Source organism: Janthinobacterium sp. UMAB-56 (assembly GCF_900095265.1).
GTDB lineage: Bacteria > Pseudomonadota > Gammaproteobacteria > Burkholderiales > Burkholderiaceae_D > Janthinobacterium.
Genome location: NZ_LT607654.1, coordinates 488,654 through 506,659 on the forward strand (window position 1 = coordinate 488,654; position 18,006 = coordinate 506,659).

At 63.3% G+C, this 18,006-nt stretch carries 16 protein-coding genes; 8 read left to right on the forward strand and 8 right to left on the reverse strand.

From position 1 onward, the window contains the following. Positions 1-203: 203 nt before the first annotated feature. The 8 genes from K0F85_RS10775 to K0F85_RS10810 all read right to left on the reverse strand — a co-directional run bounded on the left by K0F85_RS10775 (position 204) and on the right by K0F85_RS10810 (position 6,818). On the reverse strand, positions 204-638 hold the full coding sequence (locus K0F85_RS10775) for an agglutinin biogenesis protein MshP (protein WP_219116017.1): 435 nt from the start codon (positions 636-638) through the stop codon (positions 204-206). Between the two features lie 13 nt (positions 639-651). Continuing rightward, positions 652-1,581 (reverse strand): type II secretion system protein J, encoded by a 930-nt coding sequence (locus K0F85_RS10780; protein ID WP_219116018.1) that lies wholly within the window; start codon positions 1,579-1,581, stop codon positions 652-654. Continuing rightward, a complete protein-coding gene (locus K0F85_RS10785; protein ID WP_219116019.1) occupies positions 1,578-2,144 on the reverse strand; it encodes a type II secretion system protein in 567 nt (188 codons plus the stop codon). Before K0F85_RS10785 ends, K0F85_RS10780 begins: the two co-directional genes overlap by 4 nt. Continuing rightward, on the reverse strand, positions 2,131-2,769 hold the full coding sequence (locus K0F85_RS10790) for a Tfp pilus assembly protein FimT/FimU (protein WP_257572679.1): 639 nt from the start codon (positions 2,767-2,769) through the stop codon (positions 2,131-2,133). Before K0F85_RS10790 ends, K0F85_RS10785 begins: the two co-directional genes overlap by 14 nt. Before the next feature lie 46 nt (positions 2,770-2,815). Then, entirely contained in the window at positions 2,816-3,295 is a 480-nt protein-coding gene (locus tag K0F85_RS29110; RefSeq protein WP_306984174.1) for a type II secretion system protein, read from the reverse strand. Positions 3,296-3,371: 76 nt separating this feature from the next. Next, positions 3,372-3,878 (reverse strand): type II secretion system protein, encoded by a 507-nt coding sequence (locus tag K0F85_RS10800; RefSeq protein ID WP_219116021.1) that lies wholly within the window; start codon positions 3,876-3,878, stop codon positions 3,372-3,374. Continuing rightward, the gene (locus tag K0F85_RS10805; RefSeq protein WP_219116022.1) at positions 3,878-5,113 is read right to left on the reverse strand and encodes a type II secretion system F family protein; all 1,236 of its coding nucleotides are present in this window, start codon (positions 5,111-5,113) and stop codon (positions 3,878-3,880) included. Before K0F85_RS10805 ends, K0F85_RS10800 begins: the two co-directional genes overlap by 1 nt. 1 nt (position 5,114) lies before the next feature. Then, the gene (locus K0F85_RS10810) at positions 5,115-6,818 is read right to left on the reverse strand and encodes a GspE/PulE family protein (protein ID WP_219116023.1); all 1,704 of its coding nucleotides are present in this window, start codon (positions 6,816-6,818) and stop codon (positions 5,115-5,117) included. Positions 6,819-6,957: 139 nt separating this feature from the next. On the opposite strand from K0F85_RS10810, the gene K0F85_RS10815 reads away from it, so the two are divergent. From K0F85_RS10815 to K0F85_RS10850, 8 genes are all read left to right on the forward strand, one after another. Beyond that, on the forward strand, positions 6,958-7,755 hold the full coding sequence (locus K0F85_RS10815; protein ID WP_257572680.1) for an ABC transporter ATP-binding protein: 798 nt from the start codon (positions 6,958-6,960) through the stop codon (positions 7,753-7,755). Continuing rightward, positions 7,752-9,236, forward strand: a complete 1,485-nt coding sequence (locus tag K0F85_RS10820) for an ExeA family protein (protein ID WP_257572681.1) — start codon at positions 7,752-7,754, stop codon at positions 9,234-9,236. Before K0F85_RS10815 ends, K0F85_RS10820 begins: the two co-directional genes overlap by 4 nt. 107 nt (positions 9,237-9,343) lie before the next feature. Further along, positions 9,344-11,305: a pilus (MSHA type) biogenesis protein MshL gene (locus tag K0F85_RS10825; RefSeq protein WP_219116024.1), complete on the forward strand. Its 1,962-nt coding sequence runs from the start codon at positions 9,344-9,346 to the stop codon at positions 11,303-11,305. Beyond that, a complete protein-coding gene (locus K0F85_RS10830; RefSeq protein ID WP_219116025.1) occupies positions 11,302-12,687 on the forward strand; it encodes a tetratricopeptide repeat protein in 1,386 nt (461 codons plus the stop codon). The genes K0F85_RS10825 and K0F85_RS10830 overlap by 4 nt, the downstream gene beginning before the upstream one ends. A gap of 5 nt (positions 12,688-12,692) precedes the next feature. Continuing rightward, positions 12,693-14,396 carry a GspE/PulE family protein gene (locus tag K0F85_RS10835; protein ID WP_219116026.1) on the forward strand — a complete coding sequence of 568 codons (1,704 nt, stop codon included), beginning with the start codon at positions 12,693-12,695 and terminating at the stop codon, positions 14,394-14,396. Then, complete coding sequence (locus K0F85_RS10840; RefSeq protein WP_219116027.1) at positions 14,396-15,601, forward strand: type II secretion system F family protein; 1,206 nt, start codon at positions 14,396-14,398, stop codon at positions 15,599-15,601. Before K0F85_RS10835 ends, K0F85_RS10840 begins: the two co-directional genes overlap by 1 nt. A 7-nt stretch (positions 15,602-15,608) precedes the next feature. After that, the gene (locus tag K0F85_RS10845; RefSeq protein ID WP_219116028.1) at positions 15,609-17,177 is read left to right on the forward strand and encodes a hypothetical protein; all 1,569 of its coding nucleotides are present in this window, start codon (positions 15,609-15,611) and stop codon (positions 17,175-17,177) included. Further along, entirely contained in the window at positions 17,174-17,878 is a 705-nt protein-coding gene (locus tag K0F85_RS10850; protein ID WP_257572682.1) for a hypothetical protein, read from the forward strand. Before K0F85_RS10845 ends, K0F85_RS10850 begins: the two co-directional genes overlap by 4 nt. Positions 17,879-18,006 lie beyond the last annotated feature (128 nt).

Consider the following 18,006-nt stretch of genomic DNA (forward strand, 5'->3'; position numbering starts at 1 on the left):
GCAGACGCCTTCGCGGCCAAACGCCGTGGCCAGCCAGCCATCATACTTCTTTGCTCTTGCGAATAAACCCATGCGAACTATCCAGTGTAAGTGCCTGCCCGAGCTTATCGCGCAGATAATGCATCCAGTCAATTTTAATTCATGAAACCAATTTTATTCTGTAAAAACAATAAATTAGCGATCTTTTTTGCACGCAGTTGACCTTACTGCGACAGCACGGCTTGCAGGCGGCGCTGGACGTAATCGGGATTGTTGCCCGCGTGCGGGCAAAACGGTTCGGCTGCGGCCGGCTGGTTGCACGCCGTGGCCGTGATGGTCTGGCTGGTCAGGGTGCCTGGTCCGGTCGCCGTGCTGCATTGCACGCTGACGGAAAAAGAGGACAACGATGTGCCAGCCGGCAAGGCAAACGAGGTCGAGGGATCGCACTTTCCATCGATCAATTGCCGGTATACGCCCCACTCGATGCCGGCCCGCGCGGCTTGCTCGGCGCGCACGCCCTGCACGTCCAGTGCGGACTCGACCTGCTGCAGGGTAAACACATGCACCATCGCGGCACCCAGTCCCGCCAGCACCACCAGCAGGAAAATCGCCGTGACCAGGCTGAAACCGCGCATGCGGCGCGAGGGAAATATGCTCATGGCGCTCATGGTGTCATGGTGTGTTAGTGACCTGTACCTGCTGCGCCAGGCGCAGCGTTCCCGTATTGCTGTTTTCCGCGCCAAGGCTCAGAACGATGCCGAGCAAGCCGCGCGGCACATTTTTCAGCAACGCATAAGTAAAGCAGCCTTCGGGAGCCGTCTTTTCGCCAGCCGCGACGCCAGTCCGATCGAGCGTGTTTTTCAGGATTTTTTGCGCCAGCAAAGCACGCACAGGGGCAGTTGCCAAGGGCGCTGCCGCCGCATCGAGCGGCTGCGCCGCCTGGATGGTGTAGCCGGAATAACGCGTCAGGGTGCCGGTCTGCGGATCGCAAACATAGCTGACAGGCGTCGTCACCACCTGAAAACGGTGCGAGGGCGAAGGAAATTTCTGCGGCGACTGCGCGAGGAAGGGATTGCTCTTCAGGGTCACCACCGTACCGCTCACAGAAGCGACCTGCGCCAGGTTGCAGACGCTGGCGTTGACGGCGCAGCCGTAGGCATCCGGCAGGTTTTCGCCCATATTGTAGACGGCGATAAAGTCGCCAGCGGTGATCGCCGGCGCGTTCCCCACGACGGTGAATTGATTGGCGTCCGCAGCAGGGCCGACGGGATTGAAAGCCAGCACGGGCCCCAGGCCTGGCGCGTCGTCCTCGGACAGGTAGCGGCCGCCGGATTTCGTCAGCAGCAGTTCCAGGTATTTTCCATCCGTGCTGACGCGCACGCTATTGGGCAGCGCAAGGCGCACGTCGCGCGCGATGCGCCGCACGGCCGTATCGGCCAGGTCGGCCAGGTCGGCGCGGGCATTCGCATCGACATACCCTTGCACGGGCAGGCGGATGAACATGGCCACCATGCCGCCGATGATGCCGGTAATGACGATCACGATGATCATCTCCACCAGGGTAAAGCCGCGCGCACGGCGCCGGGGAACGTAGGTCGTCATGGGATGCTGTTCGGCGCGTAGCGCGTGCGATAGCCGTCGAGCACGACCTGCTGATTGTCGCCATACGCAACGCTGACGCGGATATGCAGCACATTGGGTGCCGCGATGTTGTTGAGCGCAACGGCATTCATGCTCACCGTCGCCGCATATTGGTTGGCAAGCGCTGAAAACGGATTGCCGGCCACATCCGTGGTGTAACTTATGGCGCTGCCATCCTTGGCCACGTAATCATTCACATTATCGTACGGCCGCTGCGTGGCGCCTCCCTGTATGCCAAACGCTTCCCCGGTAGCGCAAGCGGCCTCGCCAGTGGCCGTCTCGGCTGCCGGATCGTCTACTGCGCAATACGTGAAGCGCGCACCCTCGATTTCGTCCAGCATGCCTTCGGCAATGGCCAGCGCCTGCTTGCGCAGCTGCGGATCGACGCTGTTGCGCGTCGTCAAGCTCATCACGCCAAGGATGCCCACCACCGCCACGCCCACGATGACGATGAAGAGCGCCAGTTCGATCAGGGTCACGCCCGCCTGGGCGCGCCTGGCGGCATGGCGGCTAGCGGTACACATAGCCGGTCTCCGGTGATACCTTGATCTGGTATTGCTGCCCGCCGCCCGTGACGGCCAGCACCAGTAGCGTGGAAAAATCGCCATACGCCGCGTAATACGGACGCCCCAGCGGGTCAAAGTAAAAACCGCTGGCACCACCCGACAGCTTGACGGACGAGGGCCATCCTTCGCACAGCCAGTTGCGCCATCCGCCGCAGGCGGCCATGGTTTCCTTGCTGCCGCTGTTGCTGCCGGCAGGCGGCACGCTGCGGCTGGCAGCTGTATCGCAGGCGGAGGTAAAGCACAGGGCCACGCTGCTGGCATCGATGCGCACAAACACGGCACGATTTTGCGCCACCGCCAGTTTTTGCCCATAGCGCACGATACTGGCCACCTGATCGCTGGCACGACGCGCGTCAAACGTATCGCGCTGGAAAAATCGGTTGACGGCAAAGGTGGCCAGCAGGCCCGCGATCACCATCACCGCCACCAGCTCGATCAGGGTGAAACCGCGCGCAGCCGTGCGCCGCAGGGAGCCTGGCGGTCCTGCAGGGCGATGCGGAAAGTCTGTCGGTGGCTGCTGCAATGGATGGCCCGTAAAAAAGCCCAACGGGCTGGCGCCTGGGGTTGGGCTGGTGGTGCGCAAGGAAATCCAGTATCTTGCCTGAACCTTCTTGCCGGTTGCGAATGGCTTATTTGCAGGTCGTGGTATTTGCATTGACCGCGACATCCACGGCATTGCCTGCGGCAGCAGGGGCGGTATACACCACCGAGCAATCCTTGCGCGCCGCATTCGTGGCCACATCCACGGTCACCGTCAACGCCGTGCCAGCGATAGCCATGCCATAATCTGTAGCTACAATACCCGCAGCGGCCTTGATGCCTTCCGCAGTCGGATAGCCAAACTGCCCGGCGACAGTAACGCCTTCCATCACTACATCCTTGGTCGAATCGGCATTGACCAAATACTGCGCATGATACAGGGCCGCACCTGCCTTGATGGCGCCAGCGGCCGCATTCATCTTGGCCACGCGTGCCTCGGTCGACATGTCGATGAATTTAGGAATCGCCGTCGCTGCCAGGATGCCGAGGATCACGATGACGACGATCAGTTCAATCAGGGTAAAACCCGCCTGGGCGCCGCTTTTCATACTACGTAAAGACTTATTCATACCTGCTCTCCAAAATCAAATAAAAACTTCCAAACCAACACCATGAAACTGTCGCTGCAGCGGACCAGGAAACGCCTCACTTTGCTGCCGGGTCCGACGATTTCCACACCACGATATCGGGTTCCCGGGCGAGCTTGTCAAGATCGGCGTTTGCACCTGGCAAGATTACCTTAAATTTCGCTGCCTCAAGCCCTGAATTGGGAAAAATATTGCCTTTGCTAAACAAATAGATGATTCTTTGTTCTTTTTTGTCGTATAACCAATTCCCTGTAGGTAATTTTGCAAGGTCCGGCTGCGCAAACTCGCCCAGGTAATTGGCCGGCTTATCCTCCAGCCAGTCGAACGGGTTTTGCCGCGCCAGCAGCGGCAGCTTGTCGCGCCGGTCCGCCAGGTAAAGATGCAACACCTGCACCCGCAAGCTGGTGCGCAAGACACCGAGCATCTGCGCCACGGCCACCTGCTGCGCCTGCTGCTGGTAATAGCTGACCCTGTTCAAGAACACTGCCATCAGGATGGCGAACACGCTCGCCACGACCGCCAGCTCGAACAGGCTGAAACCGCGCTGGCGGGCAGGCAGCGCCATCAGTGCAGGGCCGCCCGGCCCAGGTCCCAGATCGGCAGGAAGATGCCCAGCGCCAGCACCAGCACCATGGCGCCGAGGAAGACGATCAAAATCGGTTCGATCTGCGCCGACAGGGTTTTCAGCTCATAATCGACTTCGCGCTCGTACATGTCGGCGATCTCGTCCATCAGGTCGTCGAGGGAACCGGATTCCTCGCCCACGGCGATCATCTGCAGCACCACCGGCGTAAACACGCCGGCCGCCACCGAGGTGCGCAAGATGCTTTCGCCCCGCTCGACGCCGTCGCGCATCTGCTCCACGCGCGTGCTCAGGTAAGTGTTATCGACCGTTTGCGACACCACCGTCAGCGCCTGCACGATGGGCACGCCACTCGTGCTCGACAGGGCAAAACTGCGCGCGAAGCGGGCCATCGTGCCCTTCAGGATGATCTTGCCGGCGATCGGCAGGCCCAGCTTGGCGCGGTCCCACTTGTATAACCCTTCTTTCGTGCGCAGCCAGGCGCGCCAGCCGAAAAAGCCGCCCGCGCCCAGCAGCAGCAAAATGGGCCAGTAAGCCACCGTAAAGCGCGAGGTGCCGATCAGGATGCGCGTCATCAGCGGCAGTTCCGCATGAAAACTCGCGAATACCTTCTCGAACTGGGGGATGACGAAGATATTCACCACCACCATGGCGGCGAGCATGGCGAAGACGACGAAGGTCGGGTAGCGCGTCGCCGTTTTCACGCGCGCGCGCATGTCGCGGTCGAATTCCAGGTGGTCGAACAGGCGCAAAAACACTTCGTCGAGGCGACCCGTCATTTCGCCCACGCGCACCATCGACAGATAAAACGGCGTGAAGATCGTGGGATGGCGCGCCATGGCGGCCGACAGTTCGCGCCCCGCATCGAGCGACTCGCGCACATCCTTGATGATGCGCCCGAACGCGGGACTGATGGCAGATTCCTGCAAGCCGGCCAGGCCGCGCATGATGGGCACGCCCGCTTTCAGCAGGGTGTACAGCTGGCGGCTGAACAGTTGCACATCCATGGGCGTGACTTTTTTCTCGGTCAGCTTGTCCCACCAGTTCAGCTTGCTGGTGCCGGCGCCCGTCACCGTCTGTTTGGTGGCGCTGATATCGACGGGCGTACTGCCGCCCTCCATCAATTGATCAGCCACGGCGCCGCTGTCGGCCCCTTCCATCACGCCGGTCAGCAGTTCGCCACTGGCGCTGCGCGCCTTGTAGGAGAAAAACGGCACCTCAATCCTCGCTCTGGTTACTGATGCGCATCGCTTCCATCACCGTCGTGCGTCCCTGCACCACCAGTTGCACGGCGTGGCGGCGCAAGGTTTCGCCCGCCATCTGCGCCATCGCCACCTTCATGAAGTGGGAAGGATCGGCATGGTTGGCGGCGTCGGCCACGGCGCGCGTGATTTCCAGCAATTCGTACACGCCCGTGCGGCCCCGGTAACCCATGCCATTGCAATGCGAGCAGCCCTTGCCGTGGAAATACTGATTGCGCTCGACCAGCTCGCCCAGTTCCAGGCGCAGCCATTCATATTCGTTGGGCGTGGGCTGATACGGCGTGCTGCAGCTTTCGCAAATCACGCGCACCAGGCGCTGCGCCAGCACGGCTTGCAGCGAACTGCCCACCATGTAGCGGGGCACACCCATGTCCATCAGGCGCAACGGCGTGCTGATGGCGTCGTTGGTGTGCAGGGTCGACAGCACCAAGTGGCCCGTCATGGCGGCGCGCAAGCCGATCTGCGCCGTTTCCTGGTCGCGCATCTCGCCGACGAGCACGATATCGGGATCTTGCCGCAGGGCCGAGCGCAGCACGCGGGCAAAGCTCAGCTCGATCTTGTCGTTCACTTGCACCTGGTTAATGCCGGGCAAGCGATATTCGACAGGGTCTTCCACCGTGATGAGCTTTTTTTCCACGGAATTGAGCTCGGACAAGGCGCAGTACAAGGTCGTCGTCTTGCCGCTGCCGGTCGGCCCCGTTACCAGCACCAGGCCGTTCGGACGGTTCACGATGGCGCGGAACTGCTCCACCAGCCTGGGCGGCATGCCGATGGCGTCCAGGCGCAGGGTCGTGCCGCCCTGGTTCAAGAGCCGCATCACCACCGACTCGCCGTATTGCGTCGGCATGGTGGAGATACGCACGTCGATGCGCTGGTTTTTCACGCGGAAGGCGAAGCGGCCATCCTGCGGCAAGCGTTTCTCGGAAATATCGAGGTCCGACATCAGTTTCAGGCGCAGTGCCAGCGAACTGGCGATCTTGCTGTCCGCTTCCGTCTGCAAGTGCAGCACGCCGTCGATGCGGAAGCGGATCTGCAGCCGCCCTTCCTGCGGTTCGATGTGGATGTCCGAGGCGCGCACCTGCGTGGCGTCCTCGAACACCGATTGCAGCAGCTTGACGATGGGCGCTTCTTCCAGGCCCGGATTGGCGGCCAGGGCGCCAAAGTCGACGGACACGTCGCCCAGGTCCTGCTCCAGCTCGCGCGTCAGGGTGGAGATATCTTCCGTGCGGCGGTAAATGCGGTCGATGGCGGCCAGCACTTCCGTTTCATTGACGACGGCCAACTCGATCTGGCGTTTGACCAGGCGCGATATTTCGTCGTAGGCGAACAGGTCCGTCGGATCGGACATGCCGACCAGCAAGCCCTCGCGCCGGTCTTCCAGCACCAGCGCGCGAAAGCGCCGCGCCTGGGTTTCCGGCAGCAACCGCACCAGTTCGGGATTGATGTTGAAAAACTTCAGATTGATGTAGGGAATGTCGAGCTGGCGTGCCAGCGCGCCCGAAATTTGCTCTTCCGTGACAAAGCCGTGCTCGACAAAAACGCGGCCCAGCTTGCGCCCCGAGCGCTTCTGTTCCGTCAATGCCTGGCCCAACTGTTCTTCCGTCAGCAATTTCTGCTGCACCAAAATCTCACCGAGCCGGACTTTCTCTGGCCTTGCCATTCTTGCTCCTCGACAAATTCTTCAGACGATGCACGCCAGCGGCGCGCGCAGGTATTTTATTCCAGAACCTGTTGTTTCTTAAAGAAAATACATTGCGTTGCTTGATTTTCGCGCATTTGCGCACGCTAGAAGGAAACACTTGCCGCCCGCCCGCGCCCATGGCAATAATGGCGGTCGTACGCCCTCTTGCCTGCCGACCCTTGCCCCTATGAACGACTGCGCCATCGAGTTTCACAACGTGCATCTGCAACTGGCGGGCGGCGCCGTGCTGCGCGGCGTCGACCTGCGGGTCGGCAAGGGGGAACTGTTCGGCCTGGTCGGCGTGAATGGCGCGGGCAAGACCAGCCTGCTGAAGTGCCTGCTGGACTTTTGCACGCCAGAGCGGGGCGACATTGCCATTTTTGGACAGCCGCACCGGCAGGGCGCGGCGCGCCAGCCCCTGTCCTTTCTGCCGGAACGTTTCCAGGCGCCCTATTACCTGACGGGTGGCGACTTTTTGCGCTACCTGTCGCGCCTGCACCATGCGCGCCCCGATGCGCGTACCGTGCAGCAAACCCTGACGGCACTCGACCTGGCGCCGGACGCCTTGCTGCGCCCCGCGCGCGATTATTCCAAAGGCATGATGCAAAAACTGGGGCTGGCCGCCAGCTTGCTGTCGGGCAAGCCGCAACTGGTACTGGATGAACCGATGAGCGGGCTCGACCCGAAGGCGCGCGCGCAATTCAAACAAGTGCTGCGGCAGGCACGCGCGCAGGGTCGCGGCGCCCTGTTCACCTCGCATGCGCTGGCCGACGTGGAAGAATTGTGCGACCGCATGGCCATCCTGCATGCGGGTCGCATCGTGTTTACGGGCACGCCCGCCGAATGCCGGGCGAGACATGGTGATGCGGCCGGAGCCAGCCTTGAGCAAGCCTTCCTCAATTGCATCGCCGCATGAGCACCGACACGGCCGTCCCCCTTTCCACGCCGCCCGGGCGGCCTTACGCGCCCTCCCCGCACGGCATGTATCTACGCCATTTCGGCTTGCACACGGCACCGTTCGGCATCACGCCGGACCCGGTCTTCTTTTATGCGGGCAATACACGGGGCGAGCTGCTCGCAGCTCTGCTGTATGCCGTCACGCAAGGCGACGGCATCATCAAGCTGACGGGTGAAGTGGGCAGCGGCAAGACCATGCTGTGCCGCATGCTGGCCGAACGCCTGCCGCCCCAGGTCGACGTGGTGTACCTGCTCAATCCCCGCCTGCAGCCCGATGAAGTCTTGCACGCCATCGCCGCCGAACTGGGACTGGCACTGGACGGATGCCGCGCCGATGCCGTGCTGCGCGCCCTGCACGGCGAGCTGATCGCCAGGCACGCGGCCGGGCGCCAGGTACTGCTGCTGGCCGAAGAAGCGCAAGCCATGCCGGGTGCCACCCTGGAAGCGTTGCGCCTGCTGACGAATTTGGAAACAGCGAGCCATAAGCTGCTGCAAATCGTGCTGTTTGGCCAGCCGGAATTGCAGCACACTTTGGACTTGCCCCAGTTCCGCCAGTTGAAAGAACGCATCACTCACAGTTTTATTGTGCCGCGCCTGCCGCCAGCCTTGCTCGATGACTATCTGGCATGCCGGCTGGCCGCCGCCGGCCGCGCGGTGCCGCTTGTCTTCACGCCGGCCGCGCTGCGCCAGCTGGCGCACGCTGCACAGGGCATCGTGCGCAGGGTCAATATCCTGGCCGACAAGGCCTTGCTGGCGGCGTTTGCGGACGATGCGCAGGAAATCAGTGCGCGCCATGTGCGCCTGGCCATCGCCGACAGCCCGTTTTATCGCCCGCCCTGGCATGCGGGAAAGTCGCTGGCGAGGGCCTTGAGCGCGGTGATGCTGCTGCTGGCCGCTGCGCTGCTGTGGCAATGGCTGGCAAGCAGCCAGGGCCAGACAGCGGGCGCAGCAGCAATCGCGCCGCCGTCCAGCCAACCGTCCAACGCCATCCCGCACGCCGATGCACGGTTACAGGCCGCAGCGCCACCAACGCTACTCGACAGCAAGCTGGCCGAATCGCGCGACTGGCTGGCAAGGCAAGGACCGCGACAACTGGTGCTGCAGATCGCCAGCCTGCCCGCCAGCCAGACGGCTGCGGCAGAAACCTTTTTGCAGCAGGCGCAGCAAGCCACCGGCCTGCGCGACATCCACGTCTTTCGCCTGCCTGACGCAGCCCCCGCAAACAGGCCGCCGGCCATGGCGCCGCAGCGCTCGCCAGCCAACACTGCGGCGCGCCTGCTCATCGTCTACGGCAGCTTTGCCGACAGGGCCAGCGTGGAAGCCGTCTGGGCCAGGATCGCCCCTGCCTCGCCACAGAAAATATTGCTGAGCGACATAGACAGTATCCGCACGGAAATGAAAGCCACGGCCGCTGCAAAAACGGCCCGTGGCGCCCCCTGACTTTATTTTGACATATTGCCTCCCGGGCCTGCACAGCCGATTGCTTTTAGGCGATCATGCTGGTTAAAATTGCAAAAGCACAACACGACTCCAAGGGCGAACTTTTCATGAATCAACACCCTATTCCTGTGCTGGCCTCTTGGGTCGCCCTCGCCTGCAGCACGACGCTGGCCGGCTGCGCCACGCACCAAACGCCGCTATCGCCGGCCCACCTCAATGCCGCGCCCCTGCCCGCCGGCATCATTCCCGAGACGGTGCAGCAAAGCAGCGCGCTGGCCGCGCCCTTGCCGGCGCCCAAAGTGGAAACCTACAGCGTCACCGTGCACAAGGTGCCCGTGCAATCGCTGCTGTTTGCGCTGGCGCGCGACGCAGGCATGAATATCGACATCCACCCGCAGATTGAAGGCAGCGTCACCCTGAATGCGCTGAACCAGACACTGCCGCAACTGCTGGCGCGTATCGGCAAGCAAGTCGATATGCGCTACGAAATCGATGGCAAGAACTTGACGGTGCTGCCCGACGCGCCCGTCTGGCGCAATTACAAGGTCGATTACGTCAACATGGCACGCAGCACCAACAGCAGCGTGAATATCGCCACCCAAATCTCCACGGCGGGCGGCGGGTCGAACAACACCAGCAATCCCGTCGGCAGTACGCAGGGCAGCGGCAGCGGAGGCAATAACAATTCGACCACCCTGGTAGTGAATCGTTCGGAAAATAATTTCTGGTACAGCCTGGAAAAGAATATCCGCGACCTGCTGCGCGAGACCACGCTCAACGACGTGCAGGTGGACCCGCTGGCGCAGCTGAACCAGCAATTGGCGAACATGCCCGGCCAGCAAGGACAGCAGCAGAACCAGGCTGGCAACTTCCCCTCCACCGGTGCAACTGGCCAGTACGGCGCCCAGCCGCCGATGCAGTATGGCAGCGCAAATGGCAATCCGAATGGAGGTCAATATGCGCCAGGCCAGCAGGGCGCTGGCCAGAACGCGAATCCTGGCCCGGCGCTGGACGCGAACGGCATGCCGCTGCTCAAACTGGCCAACAAGGGCAGCCCCTCGTCCGTGGTCGTCAACGTGGAAGGCGGCCTGATTGCCGTGCGTGCCACGGGGCGCCAGCACGAGAAGATCGCCGAATTCCTCGACGCGGTATTGCATAGCGCCAAACGGCAAGTGCTGATCGAGGCGACCATCATCGAGGTACGCCTGAGCAACGAATACCAGCAAGGCATCAACTGGTCGCGCCTGACGGGCAGCCTGAGCCTGACGCAGAAGCAAGTGGGCACCCCTGCGCTCAGCAGTGGCGTCACGCCTGGCATCACGCCTGGCATCTTCGTGATCGATTATCTGAAGGACAGTTTCAGGACCACCATCCAGCTGCTCGAATCGTTCGGCAAGGTGAAAGTGCTGTCCAGCCCGAAGATCAGCGTGCTCAACAATCAAACGGCCATGCTGAAGGTGGTCGATAACAATGTCTTCTTTACCATCAAGGTGACGCCCGCCGTGATCAGCTCGACGGGCACCATCACCACGCCGGCCACTTATGAGTCGAAACTGGAAACGGTGCCCGTCGGCTTCGTCATGAGCGTCACGCCGCAGATTTCCGAAAGCGATGAAGTCACCCTGAACGTGCGGCCCACCATCACGCGCATCGTCGGCTACGTACAAGACCCGAACCCGGCCCTGGCCACGGCGAATGTGCAAAGCCGCGTGCCCGTGATCCAGGCGCGCGAGCTGGAATCGATCATGAAAGTGAGTAATGGCCAGATCGCCGTGATGGGCGGCCTGATGCAGGACTCGGTCGACAACGCCCGGGATGGCGTGCCGGGCCTGTCCAGCCTGCCGTTGGTGGGCAATCTGTTTACCTATCGCAATGAAGCGAGCAGCAAGACGGAACTGGTGATCTTCTTGCGTCCTGTCGTGGTCAAGGATGCCAGCGTCGACGGCGATTACCGCGATTATCGCTACCTGCTGCCCGGCCAGGCGCCGCTGAACAGCCAGCCCTACACGGACGGCCCGCCTGCGACCACCGTCCAGCCGCAGGCACGCCTGCAGGGAGATTCCCCATGAGCTTGCTGATGCAGGCGCTCAAGAAAGCCGAGCGCGCCAAGCAGAACAGCCTTTCTGACGAAGAACTGGAAAAGCCGTCCGAAGCCTACGACCAGGTGCTGGAACTGGCGCCGGCCGACGCCCTGCCGCCCCGACCTGCGCCGGCTGGGCCGGCGCCCGTGCAGCCGCCAAGCACCTTGCGCCTGGAACCGCTGGCGGATGCACCCGCGCCGCAGGCGGCGCAGAATGCAGCCCCGCCAGGTCCACAGCAAGGCGCGCAGCCTGGCCCGCCTCCCGAGCCGCCACGCGCGCGCGCGGAACCGCAGCCCTCCCGGCCACGCGCCAGCCGCAGCAATCCACCGCCGAAAGGCCCCACAGGCCCGATCAGCGTCGACCCGGCCACCGTGCGCCTGGCCATCCTGCTGGCGCTCCTGCTGCTGGTGGCCGGCGCCATGGCGTATTGGTACTGGCGCGCCAGCACCAGCCCCGGCGCGGGCGCCAATCTGCCCGGCGTGCCCATGCCGCTGACGGATGCCCCTGGCACGGCCGGCGTCGCCGGACCCATCGTGGTGGTGCCAGTCGCGGCAACGGCCCCTGAACAGCCTCTGCAGCAAGCCTTGGCGCCGGAATTGCCGCAGGCGCCACGCCCGCAAGCGGACGCCGCAGAGCAGCAAGCCATGATACAGGCGGCGGCCCAAGCCGCCGTGGCGGCGCAGCTGGCGCACATGCAGCCGCCCGCGCCCGCCAGCCTGCCGCCCGTGGCCGCGCCCGACAATAGCCAGATCCAGGTGCAGCGCAGCGTCGCCGCGCCGCAAATCGATCCCGGCGTGCAGCAAGCCTACCAGGCCTTCAAAGGCGGCCAGCTGGGCCTTGCTCGTCAACAATATGAAGCGGTGCTGCGGCAAGATGCCACCAACCGCGACGCGCTGCTGGGCCTGGCGGCCGTGGCCCTGCGCGAGCACCAGGGCGCGCAGGCGGCGGCCCTGTACGTGCGTTTGCTGGAAATCAATCCCGACGATGGCGAGGCGCTGGCCGGCCTGATCGGCCTGCGCCAGGGCGACGTGGCGCAGAGCGAGGCAAAATTGAAAGCCATACTGGCACGCAGCCCCGACAGCGCCCCCGTGCTGTTTGCACTGGGCAATGTGTATGCCAAGCAGCGCCGCTGGAACGAAGCCCAACAGCAATTTTTCCGCGCCTACGGCGCCGCGCCCGGCAATCCCGACTATGCCTTCAACCTGGCCGTGGGCCTGGACCGGCTGAACCAGCCCAGGCTGGCCGCCACGTATTACCAGCGCGCCCTGACCCTGGCGCAAACCACGCCCGCCGCGTTCGACCAGGCCGTAGTGCAGACGCGTTTGCGCGAACTGGCCGCACCGGCCATCATCACACCCCGTCAAGACTAAGCGACATGGCAGAACAGGCAAAACTTCCCCTCGGCAAGCTGTTGATCCAGAAAGGCGTGATCAGCGAAGACCAGCTGCGCATCGCCCTGATCGAGCAACGGCGCAGCAGCGAACCGCTGGGCAAGCTGCTCATCACCCTGGGTTTCGTCACGGAAGCGACCGTGCGCGAGGCGCTCAGCGAAAACCTGAAACAGGTCAGCGCGGACCTGGCTAGCCTGGTAGTCGATGCCATCGCCTTGAAACTGATCCCGAAAGACGTGGCCAAGCGCTACCGCGTCTTTCCCATCGTCTACGAGCGGCAGGCCGACAACCTGATACTGGCCATGGCCGACACCAGCAACATCGTCGCGCTCGACCAGATCAGCGCCATGCTGGTGAAGGGCATCACGATTTCCACCGTGCTCGTCAACGAGTCCGATATTTCGCGCGCCATCGACCAGTACTATGGCTTCGAGCTGTCGATCGACGGCATCCTGCATGAAATCGAAACGGGCGAAGTCAGCTATCAAAGCATGGCTTCGCCGTCGGACGAGTACAGCCAGCCCATGGTGCGTTTGATCGATGCGCTGCTGGCCGATGCCGTGCAGAACGGCGCCTCGGACATCCATTTCGAGCCGGAACAGTCGTTCCTGCGCATCCGCTACCGCATCGACGGCATCCTGCGACAAATCCGCAGCCTGCACAAGTCGTACTGGCCGGCCATGGCCGTGCGCCTGAAGGTGATGTCGAACATGAATATCGCCGAGGCGCGCGCGCCGCAGGATGGGCGCATCAGTATCAAGTTTTCCGGGCGACAAATCGACTTTCGCGCCTCGGCGCAGCCCACCACGCATGGCGAAAACGTCGTGCTGCGCGTGCTGGACCGGCAAAAAGGCATCGTGCCGCTGAACGCCCTGGGTCTGGCCGAGACGGAACTGAACCTGCTCAAATTGATGATCGCGCGCCCTGACGGCGTGATCCTGGTGACGGGGCCGACGGGCAGCGGCAAGACCACCACCCTGTATTCGATACTCAACCATATCAATACGGAAAGCGTCAACATCATGACCCTGGAGGACCCGGTCGAGTATCCGATGAACATGATACGCCAGACCTCCGTCAACGAATCGGTCAAGCTGGGCTTTGCCGACGGCATCCGCTCGATGATGCGGCAAGACCCGGACATCATCCTCGTGGGCGAGATCCGCGACCGCGAAACGGCGGAAATGGCCTTTGCCGCCGCCATGACGGGCCACCAGGTATATTCCACCCTGCACACGAGCTCGGCCATCGGTTCCGTCGCGCGCCTGCTCGACATCGGCATCCTGCCCGACATCATGGCCGGCAACATCATCGGCATCGTGGCGCAGCGCCTGGTGCGCCGTTTGTGTCCGCATTGCAAGGAAACGGTGATCGCCGACGATGTCGAGCGCCGCCTGCTGGGCCTGGAGACGGATGCGCCGCCCGTGTCCATCTGCCGCGCCGTCGGCTGCGAGCGCTGCGCGCACCAGGGCTACAAGGGCCGCCTGGCCATCATGGAAATTCTCAAGATGACGGCCGAACTCGATGAATTGACGGCGCGCCGCGCAAGTAGTCGCGAATTGAAGAACGCGGCGCGCGCGGCTGGCTTCAAGGGTCTCGTCGACGACGGCATGCGCCGCGTCATGGAAGGCCTGACGACGCTGGAAGAAGTGGGCCGCGTGGTCGATCTGACGGAAAGGCTGGCCTGATGCCGCAATATGTCTACCGTGCCATGGATGCCGCCGGTGCAATGATTCCCGGCAGCATGGAGGCGGCCAACGTGCCGGACCTGGAAGCGCGCCTGCACCGCATGCAGCTCGACTTGATCGATTGCAAGATCACGGGCCAGTATCTGGTGCTGCTGGGCAAGCGCATCATCCACCGCCGCGACCTGATCAATTTCTGCTTCCACATGGAGCAATTGACGGGCGCAGGCGTGCCCATCCTGGAAGGCTTGAATGACTTGCGCGAAAGCACGGACCACCCGCGCCTGCGCGAAGTCGTCACGGATCTCATTGAAAGCATCGAGGGTGGCTTGCCCCTGTCCGGTGCGCTGGCCCAGCATGACGATATCTTCGACGCCACCTTCACCAGCCTGATTCTGGCGGGCGAACAGAGCGGCAGGATTGCCGAGGTCTTCAAGAACTTGTCGGAAAGTTTGAAATGGCAGGACGAGCTGGCCTCGCAGACGCGCAAGATCATCATGTACCCGATCATCGTGGCCATCGTCGTGGCGGCCGTGACGTTCTTCCTGATGATCTATTTAGTGCCCCAGCTGACGGCCTTCATCCGCAACATGGGCGGCGAGCTGCCGCTGCATACGCGCGTGCTGATCTTTGTATCGAATATATTCATCGATTACTGGTATCTGCTGCTGGCCCTGCCCGTGCTGCTGTTCTTCGGCTTGCGCGCGCTCATCCGCCGCAGCGAGGCAGCCCGTTATGCCTGGGATGGCCTGAAACTGCGGCTGTGGCTGGTCGGTCCGGTGCTGCACAAGATCATACTGGCCCGCTTCGCCACGTTTTTTGCCCTGATGTATGCTTCCGGCATCACGATACTCGAATGCATACGCCTGTCCGAAGGCATCGCCGGCAACCAGGTGGTGGCGGCCGGCCTGCGCCGCGCCGCCCAGCTGATCAGCGAGGGCTACGGCGTCACGGCCGCCTTCCAGCACACGGCCATCTTTCCGCCGCTGGTGATCCGCATGCTGAAGGTGGGCGAAGCAACGGGTTCGCTGGACACGGCCCTGCGCAATGTCAGTTACTTTTACAACCGCGAAGTGAAGGAATTGATTGAAAAAGTGCAAGCCATGATCGAGCCGGCCATGACGGTCATCCTGGGCCTGCTGCTGGGCTGGATCATGCTGTCGGTGCTGGGGCCGATTTACGACACCATCAGTACCATCAAGACCTGAGGCCGCCGTGTTCCGCAAACAACTGCTCTACATCACCAGCGACACCCTGTGCGCCTACGACTGGAACCACGGCGTGCTGGGCCAGGGCCAGACCTTCCCCGCCAGCGCGGCCGGGCTCGATGGCTTCGCCGGGTGGCTCGAAGAACCGCAGGCACAGCGGATGGACGTGCCCGCCTACCTGCTGACGGACTTGATCGAGGAAGACTTCCAGCACCAGCTGTTGCCCCACGTGCGCGGCAAGGCTGGCCGTGCCTTGCTGGAGCGGCGCAAGCAGCAATTGCACCGCGACACGCCTTACCGGGGCAGTACCTTGCTGGGCCGCGACGCCACGGGCCGCCACGATGACCAGGTGCTGTTTTTCGCCCTGACCAACCCCACCTTGCTGCAACCGTGGACAGAGGCGCTCGAACACTTGTGCGTGCCCGTTGCCGGCATTTATTCGACCAGTCTGCTGAGTATCGCGCTGGTGAAAAAGCTGTCGATCGCGCACGAACACTTGCTGCTGGTGACGCAGCAATCGGGCGGCTTGCGGCAAAGTTATTATGAAAAGGGCCAGTTGCGCTTTTCGCGCCAGACCGCCACCATCGCGCTCGACGGCGTGGCCGTGAATATCGCACTGGAAACGGAAAAGACGCGGCAATTTCTCACCAGCACGCGCATGCTGGCGCGCGGCGACGTCCTCAATACCGTCATCCTGGCGCCGGCAGCGCAGATCGCCAAGCTCGAACTGCTGTGCGACAACGGCCTCGAAGTGGCCTACCACTTCATCGACCTGCAACTGGCCGGCGAACGGGTGGGCTTGCGCAAGACGCCGCCGCTGGCCGACGAATTGCTGCTGACGTTGCTGGGCAAGCATCCGCCGTCCAGCCACTACCCGCCCGGCGCGCTGGCCCGCTATTACCACTTCCAGCGCGCGCGCAACACGCTGTATGGCGCCAGCGCGCTGATCGGCGCGTCGGCAGCCCTGTGGTGCGTGATTAATCTGCTTGGCGGCATAGCCGACGGCACTGCCACGCAGCGCCTGGCGCAGGAAACGGCGTCCTACCAGCAACGCTACCGCAGCGTCATGTCGACGCAGCCGCCGGCGCCGGCCAAGACGCAAAACATGAAAGTGGCCGTGACCCTGGGTCAGATGATCGCCAGCCAGGCGCCGGAACCGGGCCGCCTGCTGGGCATACTCAGCGCCGCGCTGGAGCAGGCGCCGCAGGTTGCGCTCAGCCAGCTGCACTGGAATGCGGGCCGCGCGCCCGCGCGCGCAGCCAGTGGCCAGCCACCGCAGCAGCAACAGCCGGGTACTGGCGCGGCGCCCGGCAGTGCCCTGGCCGGCATTCCCGTCGCACCGCCGCAGGCGCTGCGCCTGGAAGCGGATGTGGCCATGCCGAACAATGACTACCGCACCGCCCTGGCAGCCGTCACGGCCTTCGCGCAAACGCTGGCACGCCAGCCGGGCATGCAGGTGATGATCGAGGAAACGCCGCTCGACTTGCGCCCTAGCGCGGCCCTGTCCGGCAAGAGTGCCGCGTCGGCGCCGGACAGCCAGGCACGCTTTACCCTCTTGCTGGAGTGGCAGCCATGAGCGGCCCCGTCAAGCAGCCGCCCCTGCCCGGCATGCAGCGCACTGCCACGCCCACGCGCTCCCTGCCCGCGTGGGTGGGCGAACTGCAACTGGTCCGCGCTGCCCTTCTGTGCTTTGCGCTGACCTTGCTGGCCAGCGTGGTGCTGCTCAGCCTGAGCGCCGCCTATCGCATGCGCGAAGCGCAACAGTTGTATCTGGCCCAGCACACGCGCACGGCGGCGGCCACCCTGTTCAATCACGCGGAAGCGGAAAAACAGGAAATACGCACCTACGAACCGCAATTCCTGGCCCTGCGCCAGCGCGGCCTGATCGGCGAGGAAAACCGCCTGGCCTGGATCGACGCCATCCGCCGCAGCCAGGAACAGCGCAAACTGCTGCCGATCAGCTATGACATCAGTCCGCAGCAAGCGCTGCAGGTGCCGTTGCCCATGGTGATGGGACAATATCATCTGCGCGGCAGCCGCATGCGCCTGCAGATGGATTTACTGCACGAAATGGACTTGCTGCATCTGTTTGACGACTTGCGCCAGGCCGGCTATTTCGCCGTGCAGGATTGCACGCTGAAGCGCCAAGGGGCAGCCGGTGCCGGCACAGGCAACGCCATCGTCACGGGCACCATGGCGCCCGCCCTGAGCGCCGAATGTGAGCTGCTGTGGCTGACCTTGGGCAGCGTGCCCTTGGCCGAAATGGGGCGGCCATGAAGCGCGCCCTCCTCCTGTGTACGCTGCTGAGCGGCGCCGCGCTTGCGGCCAGCGCCCAATCACCGCAGTTGGGACGATTATTCCTGTCGCCCGAGCAGCGCGCCCAGATCGACGCGCAGCGCTACGGC